This is a genomic window from Bordetella sp. FB-8 (assembly GCF_000382185.1).
GTDB lineage: Bacteria > Pseudomonadota > Gammaproteobacteria > Burkholderiales > Burkholderiaceae_B > Bordetella.
The window spans coordinates 3,593,558-3,611,168 of sequence record NZ_KB907784.1 but is presented as its reverse complement, the minus strand read 5'-3'; the positions used below and the strand labels follow the sequence as shown (position 1 = coordinate 3,611,168).

The 17,611-nt window shown below is 62.9% G+C and carries 13 protein-coding genes; 3 read left to right on the top strand and 10 right to left on the bottom strand.

All coding sequences use genetic code 11. The features are described 5' to 3' along the window. Window positions 1–72: 72 nt before the first annotated feature. Window positions 73–2,637, top strand: a complete 2,565-nt coding sequence (locus H143_RS21725; RefSeq protein ID WP_019939506.1) for an EAL domain-containing protein — start codon at window positions 73–75, stop codon at window positions 2,635–2,637. A gap of 31 nt (window positions 2,638–2,668) precedes the next feature. On the opposite strand, the gene H143_RS0117200 is transcribed toward H143_RS21725, so the two are convergent. The 5 genes from H143_RS0117200 to gabT form a co-directional block, all read right to left on the bottom strand. Next, window positions 2,669–3,517 (bottom strand): ABC transporter permease, encoded by an 849-nt coding sequence (locus tag H143_RS0117200; RefSeq protein ID WP_019939505.1) that lies wholly within the window; start codon window positions 3,515–3,517, stop codon window positions 2,669–2,671. A gap of 4 nt (window positions 3,518–3,521) precedes the next feature. Continuing rightward, window positions 3,522–4,760, bottom strand: a complete 1,239-nt coding sequence (locus H143_RS0117195; protein ID WP_019939504.1) for an ABC transporter permease — start codon at window positions 4,758–4,760, stop codon at window positions 3,522–3,524. Window positions 4,761–4,829: 69 nt separating this feature from the next. Further along, window positions 4,830–5,879, bottom strand: coding sequence for an ABC transporter substrate-binding protein (locus H143_RS0117190; RefSeq protein ID WP_019939503.1), 1,050 nt, complete (start codon window positions 5,877–5,879; stop codon window positions 4,830–4,832). Window positions 5,880–5,960: 81 nt separating this feature from the next. Beyond that, window positions 5,961–7,052 (bottom strand): ABC transporter ATP-binding protein, encoded by a 1,092-nt coding sequence (locus H143_RS0117185; RefSeq protein ID WP_155803671.1) that lies wholly within the window; start codon window positions 7,050–7,052, stop codon window positions 5,961–5,963. Between the two features lie 50 nt (window positions 7,053–7,102). Continuing rightward, entirely contained in the window at window positions 7,103–8,368 is a 1,266-nt protein-coding gene (gabT, locus tag H143_RS0117180) for a 4-aminobutyrate--2-oxoglutarate transaminase (protein WP_019939501.1), read from the bottom strand. A 108-nt stretch (window positions 8,369–8,476) separates the two neighbouring features. Here gabT and H143_RS0117175 point away from each other — a divergent pair, with 108 nt between their 5' ends. Beyond that, window positions 8,477–9,976 carry a PLP-dependent aminotransferase family protein gene (locus tag H143_RS0117175; protein ID WP_019939500.1) on the top strand — a complete coding sequence of 500 codons (1,500 nt, stop codon included), beginning with the start codon at window positions 8,477–8,479 and terminating at the stop codon, window positions 9,974–9,976. A gap of 15 nt (window positions 9,977–9,991) precedes the next feature. Here H143_RS0117175 and ahpF read toward each other — a convergent pair whose 3' ends face one another. The 5 genes from ahpF to ompA form a co-directional block, all read right to left on the bottom strand. Then, a complete protein-coding gene (gene ahpF / locus H143_RS0117170) occupies window positions 9,992–11,572 on the bottom strand; it encodes an alkyl hydroperoxide reductase subunit F (RefSeq protein ID WP_019939499.1) in 1,581 nt (526 codons plus the stop codon). A gap of 110 nt (window positions 11,573–11,682) precedes the next feature. Then, window positions 11,683–12,246, bottom strand: coding sequence for an alkyl hydroperoxide reductase subunit C (gene ahpC, locus H143_RS0117165; RefSeq protein ID WP_019939498.1), 564 nt, complete (start codon window positions 12,244–12,246; stop codon window positions 11,683–11,685). 216 nt (window positions 12,247–12,462) lie between these two features. Beyond that, on the bottom strand, window positions 12,463–13,128 hold the full coding sequence (gph, locus tag H143_RS0117160) for a phosphoglycolate phosphatase (protein WP_019939497.1): 666 nt from the start codon (window positions 13,126–13,128) through the stop codon (window positions 12,463–12,465). Window positions 13,129–13,133: 5 nt separating this feature from the next. After that, window positions 13,134–13,862: a bifunctional 2-polyprenyl-6-hydroxyphenol methylase/3-demethylubiquinol 3-O-methyltransferase UbiG gene (ubiG, locus tag H143_RS0117155; RefSeq protein ID WP_019939496.1), complete on the bottom strand. Its 729-nt coding sequence runs from the start codon at window positions 13,860–13,862 to the stop codon at window positions 13,134–13,136. Between the two features lie 83 nt (window positions 13,863–13,945). After that, window positions 13,946–14,521 carry an outer membrane protein OmpA gene (gene ompA / locus H143_RS0117150; protein WP_019939495.1) on the bottom strand — a complete coding sequence of 192 codons (576 nt, stop codon included), beginning with the start codon at window positions 14,519–14,521 and terminating at the stop codon, window positions 13,946–13,948. A 452-nt stretch (window positions 14,522–14,973) separates the two neighbouring features. Between ompA and gyrA the strand changes: the two genes are divergently transcribed. Then, complete coding sequence (gene gyrA, locus H143_RS0117145; protein ID WP_019939494.1) at window positions 14,974–17,601, top strand: DNA gyrase subunit A; 2,628 nt, start codon at window positions 14,974–14,976, stop codon at window positions 17,599–17,601. The last annotated feature ends 10 nt before the right edge of the window (window positions 17,602–17,611 follow it).

The following is a 17,611-nucleotide window of genomic DNA, read 5'->3' as shown; positions in this document are numbered from 1 at the left end:
CGCTGCTCAGCTACATTCAGGGCTGGCACAAACTCGTGGCCATGCCGTTTCAGGCTGAATAAAAGGGTAATCTTGCCGCCTGCCTCGCCCGATACCTCGCTGATCCACCGGTTGTCCCTGACGCTTTGGGGGCTGTTCCTGGCATTGCTTCTGGCGCTGTCGATATTGGGATTTGCCGCGTTGCGGCTAGCGGCTGATCGGGTCGTGCCGTTGGTCATCCAGCAGTGGGCGCAACTGAAGGCGCAAACCAACGAAGGTCTGCTCGTGCAGGCCGAGGCCAGCGTACGCCGGCTGCGTACGCAACTGGTACAGCGTCTGGACAACGCTGCGCCCGGCACTATCGCGCGTTTTGATAATTTGTTCGAACTCGATCCTGATGGCTTGTGGCGCGTGCGCTTCGATCAGGTGGATCCGATCAATGCGCCCACGCTGTACCTGCACAATGGGCCCGATGGCCTATCCGATTCGGAAAAACTGCGTGCCGTGGTCAGCTACGATCTCTTGCGCGAGCAGGGTCCGGCGTTGGTGCCGCCATTCTTCTCGGTCTACATGGATTTCGTGGAAAACGGGTTGATGGTGTATTCCCGCGGCATCAATTGGGGCGGCAACGCAGACGCGAACGCCAGCAACGCCGACTACCCCACCATGCGGGGTTCCGATCCGCGCCGCAATCCCAAGCGCCAGGTCTTCTGGACGCCGGTGTACCTGGACAAACAGGTCCACACGTGGATGGTTTCGGTCATCGCGCCACTGGACTGGCGGGGGCGCTGGATAGGTACCGTAGGACACGATGTGGCCATCCAGACCTTGATCGATTCGGTGGACAGCAATAACGGCACGTCCGTGCGGCAGCTCATCATGGACGGTCATGGCAACCTGATTGCCTACTCACAGTTGCGCCGGCGCATCGCCCAAGCGCAGGGCCAGCTGAGAATTTCCATGCTGCAAGATCCGGCGCTCGAGCAGGTGCAGCACATGGTGTTAGCCGCTCATACCGACACTGGCGCGGGCCGTACGCCCGACGGCAGCCAGTGGGTGGCCTGGTCACGCATCCGCGGACCGGACTGGTTCCAGGTCGACGTGCTGCCGCAGGCGCGCGTCAACCATCTGGTGCAACTGGGCTGGATGGCGATGTTCGTTACCGGCTTGGTGATCCTGTTGCCCTTGCTGTGGCTGCTGCGCAGGCGTGTTCATACGCTGGTAACCCGCCCCTTGCTAAGGCTGACAAATGCCGTGGACGCGCTGAGTCAGGGACGTATGCCGCAGCCCATCGGGCTGGGCAGCCCTGATGAGCTGGGTCGGCTGGCGGCGGCCTTCGACACCATGGTGGCCGAGTTGGCGCAGCGGCGCGAGCAGCTTGTCACTCAGGCCGAACGTGACGCGCTCACCGGGCTTTACAACCGCCGCCGCTTCGAGGACGAACTGGCGCGTTTCCTCAAGGACGATTCGGGTGCGGACCAGCATGGCGCCGTGCTGCTGTTCGACCTGGACGAGTTCAAGTACGTCAACGACACGTTCGGCCATCTGGCCGGAGACGCGATGCTGGTTCGCGTGGCGGGCGAAGCCGGTGCGCTGATGCGCGACACCGACATTCTTTGCCGGTTGGGTGGCGACGAGTTCGCCGTGTTCATGCCTCGTGCTACGCCGGCAGGCGTGCAGGCGCTGGCCGAGCGCATTGTGCGCGTCGTGGCGCTCACTACACTGGAAATCGAAGGCCGGACCGTGCGCCTGACCACCAGCCTGGGCGTGGCGAACTATCCGGAGCACGGGCAAGGCGCCGAGGAATTGGTCTCGCACGCTGATATGGCCATGTACCAAGCCAAGCGCCTGGGCAAGAACCGCTGGAGCATCTACCGGCCCGACCATGACGCCGTTCGGGCTATGGCGGCTCGCATGGCTTGGAACGAGCGCATCGACCGCGCGCTTGAGCGCAGTCTGTTACGTCTGCACTTCCAGGGCGTATACCGCGCAGACTCCGGCGAACTGGCGCACCTGGAAGCCCTGCTGCGAATGGTGGACGAAGCCGACCCGACGCAGTGCATCCTCCCAGGTCAATTCATCCTCCACGCCGAAAAAAGCGGCAGGATCCTCGATATCGACCGCTGGGTGGTGCGCGAAAGTATTGCGTTGCTGGCCGCGCATCCGGGGCTGCCCGCGCTGGCCGTCAATATTTCCGGTCGCTCGCTCGACGACCCCGATCTGCCCGGATTCATCGCTACGTTGCTGGCCGAGCACGGGGTGGCTGCGCAGCGGCTGCTGCTGGAGTTGACCGAGACGGCCGCCATCTCCGACCTGTGTGAGGCCGAGCGCTTTATCGACGCGCTGCGGCACACCGGCTGCACCCTGTGCCTGGACGACTTCGGCAGCGGTTTCGCCTCGTTTGCCTACCTCAAGCACCTGAAGGTTGGCGTCCTGAAGATCGACGGCATGTTCATCCGCGATCTTCCGCAGGAACACGGCAATCAGGTGTTCGTGCGCTCCATCATCGAAGTGGCACGCAGCATGGGCCAGCAAACCGTGGCCGAATTCGTGGAAGATGCCCAAACCCTGCGCTTGCTGCAGGAATACGGCATCGATTTCGTGCAGGGCTATTATCTGGACAGGCCTCGGGCGGATCATCCCGCACTGCGCAAGTAAGGCGCCGTCCCGAGGGGGCAGGCGTGGCACTTCAGGCCGGATCCGGCGCGACGGTCTTGGCGTGGGCGCGGCCGCGCAGCCATTCGAGCGTCAGCAGCAGCAGCACCGAGAACACGATCAGTATCGTGGCCACGGCCGCAATCACGGGGCTGATGTTTTCGCGTATGCCCGTGAACATCTGGCGCGGCAGGGTAACTTGATCGGGGCCGGCCAGGAATAGCGTTACTACGACCTCGTCGAACGAGGTGGAAAACGCGAACAAGGCTCCCGACACAACGCCTGGCGCAATGATGGGCAGCGTGATGCGCAGGAACGTGCCTACCGGCCCTGCGCCCAGACTATTGCTCGCGCGCACCAGATTCTGGTCGAATCCCTGCAAGGTGGCGGTGACCGTAGTGACGACGAAAGGCGCGCCCAGCGCCGCATGGGCCAGTATCAGGCCGGTATAGCTGTTGGTCAGGCCGTAAGGGGCGAAGAATAGGTAGATGCCCACGCCCACCACAACCAGCGGCACGATCATGGGCGAGATCAGCACTGCCATGAGCAGGCCCTTGCCGCGAAACTCGGTGCGGTGCAGGCCGGCTGCGGCCAGCGTGCCCAGCACCGTGGCGACGATCGTAGCCGAGGGCGCCACGATGAAGCTGTTGCGGGTCGCGCGGATCCACTCGTCCGAGTGAAACAACGCGTGATACCACTTGAGCGAGAAAGCGTGGATGGGATAGAGCAGCAGCGAGCTGTCGCTGAACGACAGCGGCACGATCACCAGTATCGGCAGCAGCAGGAAAAGCAGCAGCAGGAGACAGTAATAGCGCTGGAAGTAAAACCAGGCTTTTTCCAGGCGCGAGGCATGAGGCGGGAAGCGGTTCAGCTGTTTGTGCATGGTGTCACCCGAGTCCGAGTTCCCGTCCCGACAGCCGCCGGTAAAGCGAATAGAGCAGCAGCGTTCCCAGGAGCAGGATGAAGCCTAGCGCGCTCGCCATGCCCCAGTTGATGGTTTCGTTGGTGAAATAGGCGATGTAATAGCTGATCATCTGGTCGCTCGCGCCGCCCAGCAGGGCGGGGGTGATGTAGTAGCCGATGGCCATGATGAAGACCAGCAGCGTGCCCGCGCCGACGCCGGGGTAGGTCTGCGGCACATAGACGCGCCAGAACGCCGCGAACGGGTGGCTACCCAGCGAAATCGCGGCACGCTGGTAGGTACCGGGCACCGACTGCATCACGCTGTAGACGGGCAGCAGCATGAAGGGCAGCAGGATGTGCGTCATGGCGATGTAGACTCCGACGCGGTTGAACAGGAGGTCGAACGGCGTCTCGATCAGGCCCAGGTGCATCAGCGCCTTGTTGACCAGGCCCTCGCGCTGCAGCAGCACGATCCACGCGGCGATGCGCACTAGGATGGAAGTCCAGAACGGGATGAGCACGCAGATCATGACCAGGTTGGCCTTGCGCCGAGGTAGTCTGGATATCCAGTAGGCCAGCGGGTAGCCTAGCGCCAGCGTCAGCAACGTGACCACCAGGCTGATCAGGAAGGTTCGGCCGTAGATGTCGCGAAACGCCGAAGATCCGGCCGGGACATGGACGATGTCGCCGTGCGCATCGCGCTGCAGGTCCATGGACGCAAGCAGGTAGTACGACGAATACCGCGAGTCGTTGTCGACGATGGCGCGCCAGAATCGGGGCTCTGCCCAGCGCGGGTCGATGCCGAGCAATCTGTCCTTGGCGCTCTGGCCGGCATCGGCGGTTTCAAGATGCCGCATGGTCTTGAACACCAGCGAGCGGTATCCGGGAATTTCGTAGTTCAGCCGGCGCGCCAGTGTGCCGGCGCTTGCCGTGTTCCGGACTTTGCCCAGGTCTTGGATCAGCGCATCGTAGACTGCCGGGGCGGGCTCGGAGGTCTTGTCCCAGGACTTGAGCGCAGCGAGCGTGCGCGGCAGGCTATGGATGACTTCCGGGTTGTCGATGGCGCGTTCCAGCAGCGCGCCGATGGGGATAATGAAGATCACCAGCAGGAACAGGACCAGCGGCGCCACCAGGAAAAAGGCGCGAAGCTTGCGCCGCCGGTCGGCTTTGCGCATGGCCGACCGGATGGCGCGGGTATTGGATTCGAAGAGGGTTGCCGTCATGCCGGTGCTCGCTCGCGTGAGAACCCGCCGCCCCTCGGGGAGGCGGGGCCGGAAGTGATATCCGGCGGGTTACTGCGTGGACCAGGCGGTGAAGCGCTGTTCGAGCTCTTCGCCGTGATCAGCCCAGAAATCGTAGCTGGACAGCAGGGCGTTTTTACCGTTCTCGGGCGAGTTCGGCAGGTCGGCCAGGGTCTTGGCGTCGAGATTCTTGATGGCGGCCTTGTTGGTCGGACCGTAGGCGATCTGGTGGGAATAGGCAGCTTGCGGGCCGGGCGAGGTGGCGAACTTGATGTATTGCTCGGCCAGCGCCTTGTTGGGCGTTCCGGTCGGGATGACCCAGTAGTCCAGATCGTAGATGTTTTGGTTCCAGACGGTCTTGAGCGACAGGTGATTCTCCTGATTGGCGGCGCTGATGCGTCCGTTGTAGGCGGTGGACATGACCACGTCGCCGGCGGCCAGCATCTGCGGCGGCTGTGCCCCCGCTTCCCACCATTGGATGTAGGGCTTGAGTTCGGTCAGCTTCTTGAAGGCGCGGTCCACGCCGGCGGGCGTGCTCAGCACTTTGTAGACGTCCTGGGGAGCCACGCCATCGGCCATCAGGGCGAATTCCAGGTTGTAGCGTGCTCCCTTGCGCATGCCGCGCTTGCCGGGGAATTTCTTCACGTTCCAGAAGTCGGCCCAGCTCGTGGGCGCTGTCTTCAGGGCCTTGCCGTCGTAGGCCAGCACGGTGGACCACACGAAGGCGCCAACTCCGCATTCGCGCACGGCGGCGGGGATAAAATCGGATTTCTTGCCGATGTGGTCCCAGTTCAGTTTTTCGTACAGCCCTTCGTCGCATCCGCGGCCCAGGTCGCCGGTCTCGACCTCGACGGCGTCCCACACCACATCGTGGGTATCGACCATGGCCTTGATCTTGGCCTGCTCGCCGTTATAGGCGACGGCGATGATTTTCTTGCCCATCTCTTTTTCGAGCGGCTTGATGAAGGCGATCTTCTGCGCGTCGCCATTGGCGCCGCCGAAATTGACGACAGTAAGGTCGCGAGCCTGCGCATGTCCTGCTCCCACGGCGAGAAGGGCCGAGGCGAACGCGAGCGAGGAAAACTTTTTGCTGACTTTCATGGATTGTCTCCGTTATGGTTTGCTTGCTGGGTCAGTCGGTTGTTGCGAGCGGAAAAACAGCGTTGAAGGAACACCGCCGCGTCAGGGTTCGAAAGCCCGGACGTGTTCGGTGGGTACGGAAAGAAACAAGGGACTGCCGGCGCTGGCGCGGCTCAGGGATGCTCTCTGGTCCAGCGGCAGCTTGACGAACACGGTGGTCGAGTCCAGGACGCGGCAGCGCAGCCGCACGTGGTCGCCGAAATACACCTGGTCCTGGGCCTGCGCGGGCAGCGCGTTGCCGTCCTGTGGACCTTCGGCGATGCGCATACGCTCGGGGCGGATCGCCAGTATGCAGGCGGAGCCGGGCTGCAGTCGGCCGATGTTCAGGGCGTGGACGGCGGTGCCGTCGGAAAGGCGCACCACGCAGTTTTCACCGTTTAGGGTCTCGACCGTCCCGGCTATCTGGTTGCAGTCGCCCACGAAGCTCGCGACGAAGCGGTTGCGTGGTTCCTCATACAGGGTGCGCACGGGCGAAATCTGCTGGATCACGCCCTGGTCGAACACCGCGACGCGGTCGGACATGGTCAGCGCTTCGCTCTGGTCGTGCGTGACATAGACGAAGGTAATTCCCAGGGAACGATGCAGCGCCTTGAGTTCGAGCTGCATGTGTTCGCGCAACTGCTTGTCGAGCGCACCCAGGGGTTCGTCCATGAGCACCAGCTTGGGACCGAATACCAGCGCGCGCGCCAGCGCGATGCGCTGTTGCTGCCCGCCGGACAGCTGACCCGGATAGCGTTTGGCAAACCCGCTCATCTGGACCATGGCAAGCGCCTCGGCCACGCGCCTGGCGCGTTCGTCGGCGGGGACGTTGCGCACCTTCAGCGGGTAGTGCAGGTTCCTTTCCACCGTCATGTGCGGGAACAGGGCGTAGTTCTGGAAGACCATGCCAATGTTGCGCTTGTGGGGCGGCACGTCGTTCAGGCGCTGGCCGTCCAGAACGATGTCGCCGGCCGTGGGGAATTCGAAGCCGGCGAGCATCATCAGGCAGGTGGTCTTGCCCGATCCCGAAGGCCCCAGCAGGGACAGGAATTCGCCGTGCTGGATGTCAAGGTCCAGGTTGCGCACGACCAGCGTCTGGCCGTCGTAGGATTTCTGGACGCCGCGAAAGCGGACTAAAGGCTCGGACGGGGCGATGGACACGTGGCGGGCTCTTGTGGGTTGTTGTGTACGTTGACGGAGCGTCTTTAGCCCCGGATCGCTTCGGAAAGGATGTGCAGTCCTTCATCCAGGACGGCGTCTTCTATCGTGAGCGGGAACAGGAAGCGGATGACGTTGCCGTGGACGCCGCAGGTTAGTAGGACCAGGCCGTTGCGCAGAGCCCGCTTCTGGATGCCGGCCGCCAGTTCGGCGTTGGGACGGCGATCTTGCGGATGGTGGAATTCGACCGCGATCATGGCGCCCAGACCGCGCACTTCGGCGATGGCGGGTGTCGAGGCGGCCAGATCGTTTAGCGTGGCGCGCAGCCTGCTGCCCGTGACGCTCGCGCGTTCGACCAGGCTTTCGGTATCGATGATGTCCAGCACCGCCAGCGCCGCAGCCACGGCCAGCGGGTTGCCGGCATAGGTGCCGCCCAGGGCGCCGGGGACCGGGGCATCCATGATGTCGGCGCGCCCGCAGACGCCGGACAGGGGCATCCCGCCAGCCAGACTCTTGGCAATGGCCATCAGGTCGGGAACGACGCCCGAGTGCTCGATGGCGAACATCCTGCCGGTGCGTCCGAAGCCCGTCTGGACTTCGTCGGCGATCAGCAGGATGCCGTGCTGGTCGCACAGGCTGCGCAGCGCCTGCAGGAACTGCGGCGGGGCGACGTTGAACCCGCCTTCGCCTTGCACCGGCTCGACGATGATGGCGGCCACGCGGCGCGGATCGATGTCGGATTTGAACAGGGCCTGGACGGCGTCGAGCGAATCCTGCACGCTGACCCCATGCAGGGCATTGGGGAACGGCGCATGGTAGACCTCACCGGGGAAGAGGCCGAATCCCAGCTTGTAGGGAGCGACCTTGCCGGTGAGCGCCAACCCCATGAAGGTGCGGCCGTGGAACGCACCCGAGAACGCGATGACACCGGTACGCCCGGTGGCCGCGCGCGCAATTTTCACCGCGTTTTCGACGGCCTCGGCGCCGGTGGTGAAAAAGGCGGTCTTCTTCTTGTGGCTGCCAGGCGCGCGTGCGTTGATTTTTTCCGCCAGTTCGACGTAGCTGGAATAGGGCGAGACCTGGAACGCCGTATGCGTGAACTTGTTCAGCTGTTGCGAGACGGCGGCCACGACGCGCGGGTGGCAGTGCCCGGTATTGGTGACGGCGATGCCTGCGGCGAAATCGATGTAACGGCGGCCCTGGACGTCCCATAGCTCTGCGTTGAGCGCCCGATCCATATAGAAGTCGCACAGAACGCCGATGCCGTGGGGTATCGCTTCGGTTTTGCGGGCTTGCCAGGTTTGATTGTCCATGAGGTCTGTCCGTCTACAGATGGCAGCAAAGGGCGGGTTTTGCGGCCATTATGTGGATTGTCTGGTCTACAATCCAGAGCCATTTTTAAAAAAATGATGGAGCCAATCATGGATTCAGGATCGTTCACGCTGGCGGACTGGTTACAGCAGTGGCTGGACGTGGGCGCGGACGAGCCGGCCTACCGGCAGTTGTACCGCCTGATCCGCGACGCCATTCTGGACAACCGGCTGACTGCGGGTGCGCGGCTTGCGTCCTCGCGCGTCCTGGCCCGCGACCTGTCCATCGCGCGCAATACGGTGCTCCAGGTCTACGAGCAGCTCGAAATCGAAGGGTATGTCACCGCCGCCACCGGCCGCGGCACCTTCGTCGTCGACATCAGCCAGGACATGCCCGACCAGGCGGAGGCCCGAGCCAGCGCTCCGTCGTCTCGGAGCCCGGCGCAGGGACTTTCGCCGCGGGGCAGCAAGCTGATCGAGGGGGCCGGCTTCTCGAACCGGCAATGGGGAGCGTTCATGCCGGGGATCCCCGACGTAGCGGAGTTTCCGTACAAGGCATGGAACCGCATCCAGGGCAGGCACTGGCGCCGCGCGCCGACCGAACTGCTCATCTACGCGCCTGCGGGGGGGTATGAGCCGCTACGCCATGAAGTCGCCAACTACCTGAACAGCGCGCGGTCGGTCAACGGCACCGCGGAACAGGTCGTCATGACGACGGGCATCCACCAGGCCGTGGACGTGGCGACCCGGCTGCTGTGCCAGCCGGGCGACCTGGTCTGGATCGAAGAGCCTTCCTACTGGGGGGTGCGCAATCTGCTACTGTCGTCTGGCCTGCGCGTGGTTTCGGTGCCGGTGGACGACGAAGGCATGTGCCTGGCATCGGCGGACCTGTCGCGCCCGCCCAGGCTGATCGTCGTGTCGCCCTCGCACCAGTACCCCCTGGGCATGGTCATGAGCCTCGCGCGCCGGCGCATGCTGCTGGAATACGCCCGCCAGCACGGCTGCTGGATTCTCGAGGACGACTACGACAGCGAATTTCGCTATGGCAGCCGGCCGCTGCCTTCCCTGCAGGGACTCGATGAAAGCGGCCTGGTGCTGTATGCGGGAAGTTTCAGCAAGACGCTATTCCCGGGCTTGCGCGTGGGCTACCTGGTCGTGCCTGAGCACCTGTCTAGCGCCTTTGCCGTCGCAGTCGCGGAGTTATACCGTGAAGGGCAGCTGATCACGCAGTCGATCCTGGCCGAGTTCATCCGCGAAGGCCATCTGTCCTCGCACATCCGCCGCGTGCGCAATCTGTATGCCGAACGGCGGGTGGCCATGATCGCGGCCATCGAGCGGCACTTCGGCGACAGCCTGGAAATCCACGGTGGGCAGGCCGGCCTGCATCTGGTGCTGGGCCTGCCGCCCCACGTTGATGACTGCCTCGTCACGAAGGAGGCCTTTGTGCGCGGCGTGATCGTGCGCTCCCTGAGTCGCTACTACATGCGGCGCGCATGCGTTCGTCAGGGGCTGCTGCTTGGCTACGCCTCGGTGCCGCTCGATCGTATCGACGCCGCGTTCGACGTGTTGGCGACCGTGATCTGCCGCCACGTGCGCGGCGAGATCATATAGCGGGGATTGCGGCGGTCAGGCCGCCAGGGCTTGCGCCTCGGCCGGCACCGGCATGCGGATCAGGTGGTCGAAGGCCGAGAGCGCGGCCTTGGAACCTTCGCCCATGGCGATGACGATCTGCTTGTACGGCACGGTAGTGCAGTCGCCGGCGGCGAATACGCCTGGCACCGAGGTCTGGCCGCGGGCATCGACCTCGATTTCGCCGAACCTGGACAAGGCCACCGTGCCCTTGAGCCATTCCGTGTTGGGCACCAGGCCGATCTGCACGAACACCGCTTCAAGCGCGACGTGACGGCTTTCGCCCGTCTTGCGGTCGGTATAGGTCAGGCCGTTGACCTTGGTGCCGTCGCCGGTGATCTCGGTGGTCTGCGCCAAGGTATGCACCGTGACGTTGGGCAGGCTGTACAGCTTGCGCTGCAGGACGGCATCGGCACGCAGCGCTTCACCGAATTCCAGCAGGGTCACGTGCTCGGTGATGCCGGCCAGGTCGATGGCCGCCTCCACGCCGGAGTTGCCCCCGCCGATCACCGAGACGCGCTTGCCCTTGAACAGGGGGCCGTCGCAATGCGGGCAGTAGGCCACGCCGTGGTTGCGGTATTCCTGCTCGCCCGGCACGTTGACGTTGCGCCAGCGCGCTCCGGTGGACAGGATGACCGAGCGGCTTTTGAGCAGGGCACCGTTTTCGAGCTTGACCTGGATGCAATCCGCGCCAGGAATCAGTTCGACGGCGCGCTGCGTATTCATGATATCTACGCCATATTCCTTGACGTGCTCTTCGAGTGCCGCGGCCAGGCGTGGGCCTTCGGTCTCCTTGACCGAGATGAAGTTCTCGATGGCCAACGTGTCGAGCACCTGACCGCCGAAACGCTCGGCAACCACGCCGGTGCGCACGCCCTTGCGGGCTGCATAAATAGCCGAGGCTGCACCGGCCGGGCCGCCGCCGACGATCAGTACGTCAAAGGGGTCGCGGGCATTGAGCCTGGCGGCGTCGAGGGTGCTGGCATTGGCGTCGAGCTTGGCGAGGAAGTCGGCAACGCCCATGCGACCCTGACCAAAAGTCTCGCCGTTCAGGTAGATCGTGGGAACGGCCATGATCTCGCGGCTTTCGACTTCGTTCTGGAAGAGGGCGCCGTCTATCGTGGTGTTGCGGATGCGCGGGTTGATAAGCGACATTACGTTGAGCGACTGCACTACTTCCGGGCAGTTCTGGCACGACAGCGACATATAAGTCTCGAAGGTGTAGTCGCCGTCGAGGTTCTTGATCTGCTCGATCACGTCGGCATCGAGCTTGATCGGGTGGCCGCCGGCTTGCAGCAGGGCAAGCACCAGCGAGGTGAATTCGTGGCCCAGGGGAATGGCGGCAAAGCGGATGCCAAGATTTTCGCCGGGGCGGTTGATGCTGAAGGACGGCTTGCGCTCGTTGTCGTCGCGACGTTCGGTGTAGGAGATCTTGTCCGACATGGCGGCGATATCCTGCAGGAGCTCGATCAATTCGCGCGATTTCTCGCTGTCATCGACCGATGCGACGATCTCGATGGGCTGCGAGATCATCTGCATATAGGTTTGCATCTGGGTCTTGATGGCGGCGTCCAGCATGATCGTATTTCCTGTGTTCTGGTAGTTCGTGGGCTTGCTGCGCGTGCCCGGGACTCGTGGCCCCGGGCATCAGGGGGCTTGCATACTGCTTGCCGCTCTCGCGGCGTTACTTAGATCTTGCCGACCAGGTCCAGCGAGGGGGCGAGAGTCTTCTCGCCTTCTTTCCACTTGGCGGGGCAGACTTCACCCGGGTGCGAGGCCACGTATTGGGCGGCCTTGACCTTGCGCAGCAGCTCCTTGGCGTCGCGGCCGATGCCTTCGGCGGTAACTTCGACGCCCTGGATCACGCCGTTGGGGTCGATGATGAAGGTGCCGCGGTCGGCCAGACCCTGGCCCGCGCGCAGAACCTCGAAGTTCTGCGACAGTTCCCAGGTCGGATCGCCGATCATCGTGTATTTGATCTTCTTGATGGCGTCCGAGGTGTCGTGCCAGGCCTTGTGCGAGAAGTGGGTGTCGGTCGACACGGAGTAGACCTCCACGCCCAGTTTCTGGAATTCAGCGTAGTTGTCGGCCAGATCTTCCAGTTCGGTGGGGCACACGAAAGTGAAGTCGGCGGGATAGAACACCATCACGGCCCACTTGCCCTTCAGGGTGGCTTCGGTCACTTCGATGAACTTGCCGTCGCGCAGCGCTTGGGCCTTGAAGGGTTTGATTTGGGTATTGACGAGAGACATTGCAATTTCCTCTGTACGTGGGTGAAAAGACGGTATGGATGCAATGTTAGGGAGTCTTGTCGATTAGATCAAATTTATTAATTAAATCAAACCTATTGTTTTTAACTATACAAAGGGGGTGAACCCTCGATATCGACAAGTCGACCCATGCATCATTGGAGGGAAAGAACTGTCGTGTCGCGCCGGGAGCGGGAGCCGGGCGCTGGTGCACACCCGCTATTTTGGCAGCAAAGCGGTGATAGCGGGCCATAGTCCCGCGACGTCGTCGGCGCGCGCCTCGGCCCGCCAGGTATCGACCGCGCCGCTATCGCCCAGATAGCCGTAGGCGGCGGCAATGGCCGGCATGCCGGCGGCGTGTGCGGCCTGCACGTCGCGCAGATCGTCCCCCACGTAGAGGCAGCGGTCGGTGCCGAAACCGGCTTCCTGGGCCGCGTGCAACAGCGGTGCCGGGTGGGGTTTGGAGTGGGGGGTGGTATCGCCGCATACCAGGGTGGCGCAGTGCCGTGCCAGGCCCAGATGCGAAACGAGGGGGCGCGTGAGATGGGTGGCCTTGTTGGTGACGATGCCCCAGGCATGGCCCTGCATGCGGAGGTGTTCCAGCAGTTCGGCAATGCCCGGGAAAAGCCTGCTGTGCACGGTGGAATTGGCCGAGTAATGATCGAGGAACTGACGGCGGGCGGTTTCGTAATCGGGATGCTCGGGCTGCAGATCCAGCGCCACGCGCAGCATGCCGCGTGCGCCTTGCGAGGCGACGGGCCGCAGCACGTCGACGGGTAGGGGCGCCATGCCGCGCAGCGCGCGCTGAGCATTGGCTGCCGCGGCCAGGTCGGGGGCCGTATCGGCCAGGGTGCCGTCGAAGTCGAATAAAACCAGCGCGCTCATAAGGGTCATTGCTCTTTGCGTGTGGCGACCAGGTAGTTCACCGAGGTATTGCCGCTGAGCGTATAGACCTGGGTGAGGGGGTTGTATTCCATGCCCTTGAGCTCGACGGTGGTCAGGTCCGCCTTGCGTGTGTAGGCCGCCAGTTCGCTGGGCTTGATGAAGCTGGCATAGCTGTGGGTGCCACGCGGCAGGAGCTTGAGCAGGTATTCGGCGCCGACGATGGCAAACAGGAAGGACTTGGGGTTGCGGTTGAGCGTGGAGAAAAACACCCAACCGCCGGGTTTGGCCAACTGGGCGCAGGCATGCACGATGGAACCCGGATCGGGGACATGTTCGAGCATTTCCATGCAGGTGATTACGTCGAAGGAAGCGGGCTGCTCGGCCGCCAGCTGTTCGACCGGCACATTGCGGTAGTCCACCTTAATTCCGGATTCCAGGCCGTGCAGCTTGGCGATTTTCAGCGATCTCTCTGCCAGATCGATACCGGTGACCTCGGCGCCGGCTCGTGCCATGCTTTCGGACAGGATGCCGCCGCCGCAGCCCACGTCCAGGATGCGCCGCCCGGCAAGGCTGCCTAGGCGCTCGCGTATCCAATCCAGGCGCAGGGGGTTGATGGCATGCAGAGGCTTGAACTCGCTTTCCGGGTCCCACCAGCGGGAGGCCAGGGCACTGAATTTATCGAGTTCGGCTTGGTCGGCATTCACGCCGGTATTGGAGGAGGTGTCGGTGCTCATGGCATTAGGAAAAAAAAAGAGCCTCGCATGGCGAGGCTCTTCATTGTAGCGGCTGGGGGGGGCCAGCCGCGCGTCGGCAGCAATTACTTGCGGGTACCGACGATTTCGATTTCCACGCGGCGGTTCTTGGCACGGCCAGCGGCGGTGGCATTGCTCGCGACGGGATTGGACTTGCCCTTGCCTTCCGTGTAGATGCGGTTGGCGTCGATGCCCTTGCCCACCAGATAGGCCTTGACGGCGTTGGCGCGGCGTTGGGAAAGCTTCAGGTTGTAAGCAACCGAACCGATCGAGTCGGTGTAGCCGACGGCGATGATGGTTTCCAGGTTGATGGTCTGGACTTGAGTAGCGACCTGGTCCAGCAGTTTGCGGCCTTCGGGCTTCAGGACAGCCTTGTCGAAGTCGAAGAAGGCGTCGGCGTTAAAGACGACCTTCGAAGCCACCGGCGTGGGCTTGGCGGCCTGGGCAACCTGGGCGCCGCAAGCTTGCGAAGCGGTAGCGGGCGTCCAGAAATTATCGCGCCAGCACAGTCCAGTGTTGTTCTTGACTACTTCGCCAAAATTGCCGTGCCAGTTGTTGATGACGGTTTGGGCGGAAGCAGCGCCCGAAGCCGTCACGGCGGCAAAGGCGAGCGCCAGGGCGAATTTGGAGGGTTTGTTCATGTTTCTCCTCGTTGAGCTTGAAGCTGAGATAGGTGACTCGCAGCGTCCCCCGCCGCATATTAGGAAAACGGGGCCAGTATAGCAGTGCAAAGAACAGGTTCAAAGCGCGCCACTGGCTGCGTGCTGGAAACAATCTTAAGCCATTTACCGGGCTTTGGCGCCTCCCGCTTCTCGCATTGCCGCGGGATGTGATCTTTTCGGCACTGTAAGGGATTTTCCTGTTGGTTTTTGGCAACAAGCCTCAATGAGATGAACTGAATAAATTCATGAATTTGTCAGATTTTCGGCTGCTGATGCGTATTTCTGGCGCCAGCGCAATGGCCGACAGGACAAAAGTAGGTCAATGATAGAATTTTCTGTTTCCCGGCCAGGGCCATCGGCTCGGCTTGCCCCCGGACTTATCCCAGGGCCGGGTCCGGCTTACTCTTTGACGACCTAATCGCTAATTCAATATGGATTCCTTTGCCAAGGAGACGCTTCCGGTATCGCTGGAAGAAGAGATGCGCCGCAGCTACCTCGATTACGCCATGAGCGTGATCGTGGGGCGGGCCCTGCCGGATGTGCGCGATGGCCTCAAGCCGGTGCATCGGCGCGTGCTGTTCGCCATGCACGAACTGAACAACGACTGGAACCGGGCCTACAAGAAGTCGGCCCGTATCGTCGGCGACGTCATCGGTAAGTACCACCCGCACGGCGACCAGTCGGTCTATGACACCATCGTCCGCATGGCGCAGGATTTCTCCATGCGCTACATGCTGGTGGACGGCCAGGGCAACTTCGGCTCGATCGACGGCGACAACGCCGCGGCCATGCGCTACACCGAAATCCGCCTGGCCAAGATCGCCCACGAACTGCTGGCCGACATTGACCAGGAAACCGTTGATTTTGGCCCCAATTACGATGGCAGCGAACAAGAACCGCTGCTGCTGCCTTCGCGCCTGCCCAATCTGCTGGTCAACGGCAGTTCGGGTATCGCGGTGGGCATGGCCACCAATATTCCGCCGCACAATTTGTCGGAAGTGGTCGACGGCTGCCTGTATTGCCTGCGCAATCCCGAATGCACGGTCGACGAGCTGATCGAGCTCATCCCAGCTCCGGATTTCCCCACGGGGGCCATCATCTATGGCATCTCGGGTGTGCGCGAGGGTTATCGCACCGGCCGCGGTCGGGTGGTGATGCGTGCCAAGACGCACTTCGAGGACATGGAGAAGGGCAACCGTCAGGCCATCGTGGTCGACGCGATTCCTTATCAGGTCAACAAAAAATCGCTGCAGGAGCGCATTGCCGAGCTGGTCAACGAAAAGAAGATCGAAGGTATCTCCGATATCCGCGACGAGTCCGACAAAGACGGCATGCGCCTGGTGATCGAGCTCAAGCGCGGCGAGGTGCCCGAGGTCGTCCTCAATAATCTGTACAAGAACACGCAGTTGCAGGACACCTTCGGGATGAACCTGGTGGCGCTGGTCGACGGCCAGCCGCGCCTCCTGAACCTGAAGCAGCTGATCCACTACTTCCTGCTGCATCGCCGCGAAGTGGTGACGCGCCGCACGGTGTTCCAGCTGCGCAAGGCGCGCGAGCGCGGGCACGTACTGGAAGGCCTGGCGGTGGCGCTGGCTAATATCGACGATTTCATCGCCATCATCCGTGCGGCGCCCACGCCGCCGGTCGCCAAGCAGGACCTGATGGCGCGCTCGTGGGATTCCTCCCTGGTGCGCGAGATGTTGGCGCGCGCCGAAGGCAATGTGCTGGGCGGCAGCGCGGCGTATCGCCCCGATGGCCTGGAAGCCAATTACGGCCTGCAGGGCGATGGCCTGTATCGCCTGAGCGATACCCAGGCGCAGGAAATCCTGAACATGCGCTTGCAGCGCCTGACTGGCCTGGAGCAGGACAAGATCGTCGGCGAATACCGCGAAGTGATGGACAACATCTCCGACCTGCTCGACATCCTGTCGCGCCCCGAGCGCATCACGGACATCATCAGTGACGAACTCACGGCGATCAAGGCCGAGTTCTCGACAGGCGCGAAAGACACGCGCCGCGCCGAGATCGAAACCAATGCCACCGAGATCGACACCGAAGACCTGATCACTCCCATGGACATGGTGGTGACCATGTCGCACGGCGGCTATATCAAGAGCCAGCCGCTGTCCGAATACCGTTCGCAGCGTCGCGGCGGCCGCGGTAAGCAGGCCACCACCATGAAGGAAGACGACTGGATCGACCAGCTCTTCATCGCCAACACGCACGATTACCTGCTGTGCTTCTCCAACCGCGGCCGGGTGTATTGGCTGAAAGTCTGGGAAGTGCCTTCGGGCTCGCGCGGTTCGCGCGGCCGGCCTATCGTCAACATGTTTCCGCTGGCCGACGGCGAGAAGGTCACGGTGGTGCTGCCGGTCAAGGAGTTCAGCGACGATCACTACATCTTCATGGCCACATCGCGTGGCACGGTCAAGAAGACGCCGCTGTCCGATTTCTCCAATCCGCGCAAGGCCGGCATCATTGCGGTTGACCTGGACGAGGGCGATTACCTGATCGGCGCTGACCTGACCGACGGCAAGCACGATGTGATGCTGTTCTCCGACTCCGGCAAGGCGGTGCGCTTTGACGAGAACGATGTGCGCCCGATGGGTCGCAATGCCCGTGGCGTGCGCGGCATGATGCTCGAGGACAGCCAGTCGGTGATTTCGTTGCTGGTGGCCGGCGACGAGTCGCAAAGCGTGCTCACCGCCACCGAGAACGGCTACGGCAAGCGTACGTCCATCGTGGAATACACTCGCCACGGCCGCGGCACCAAGGGCATGATCGCCATCCAGACCTCGTCGCGCAATGGCAAGGTGGTGGGAGCCGTATTGGTGGATGCGGCCGACGAGATCATGCTCATCACGACGGGCGGCGTGCTGGTGCGCACTCGCGTGAGTGAAATCCGCGAGATGGGCCGCGCCACGCAAGGCGTGACGCTCATCAACGTCGACGACGGCAGCAGCCTGTCGGGCGTGCGCCGCGTGGTCGAGAGCGATGCCGACGAAGAAGATGTCGCGGAACAGGACGACGGCGCTCAAGCGCAGCAAGATACACAATAGAGGTGAAGGA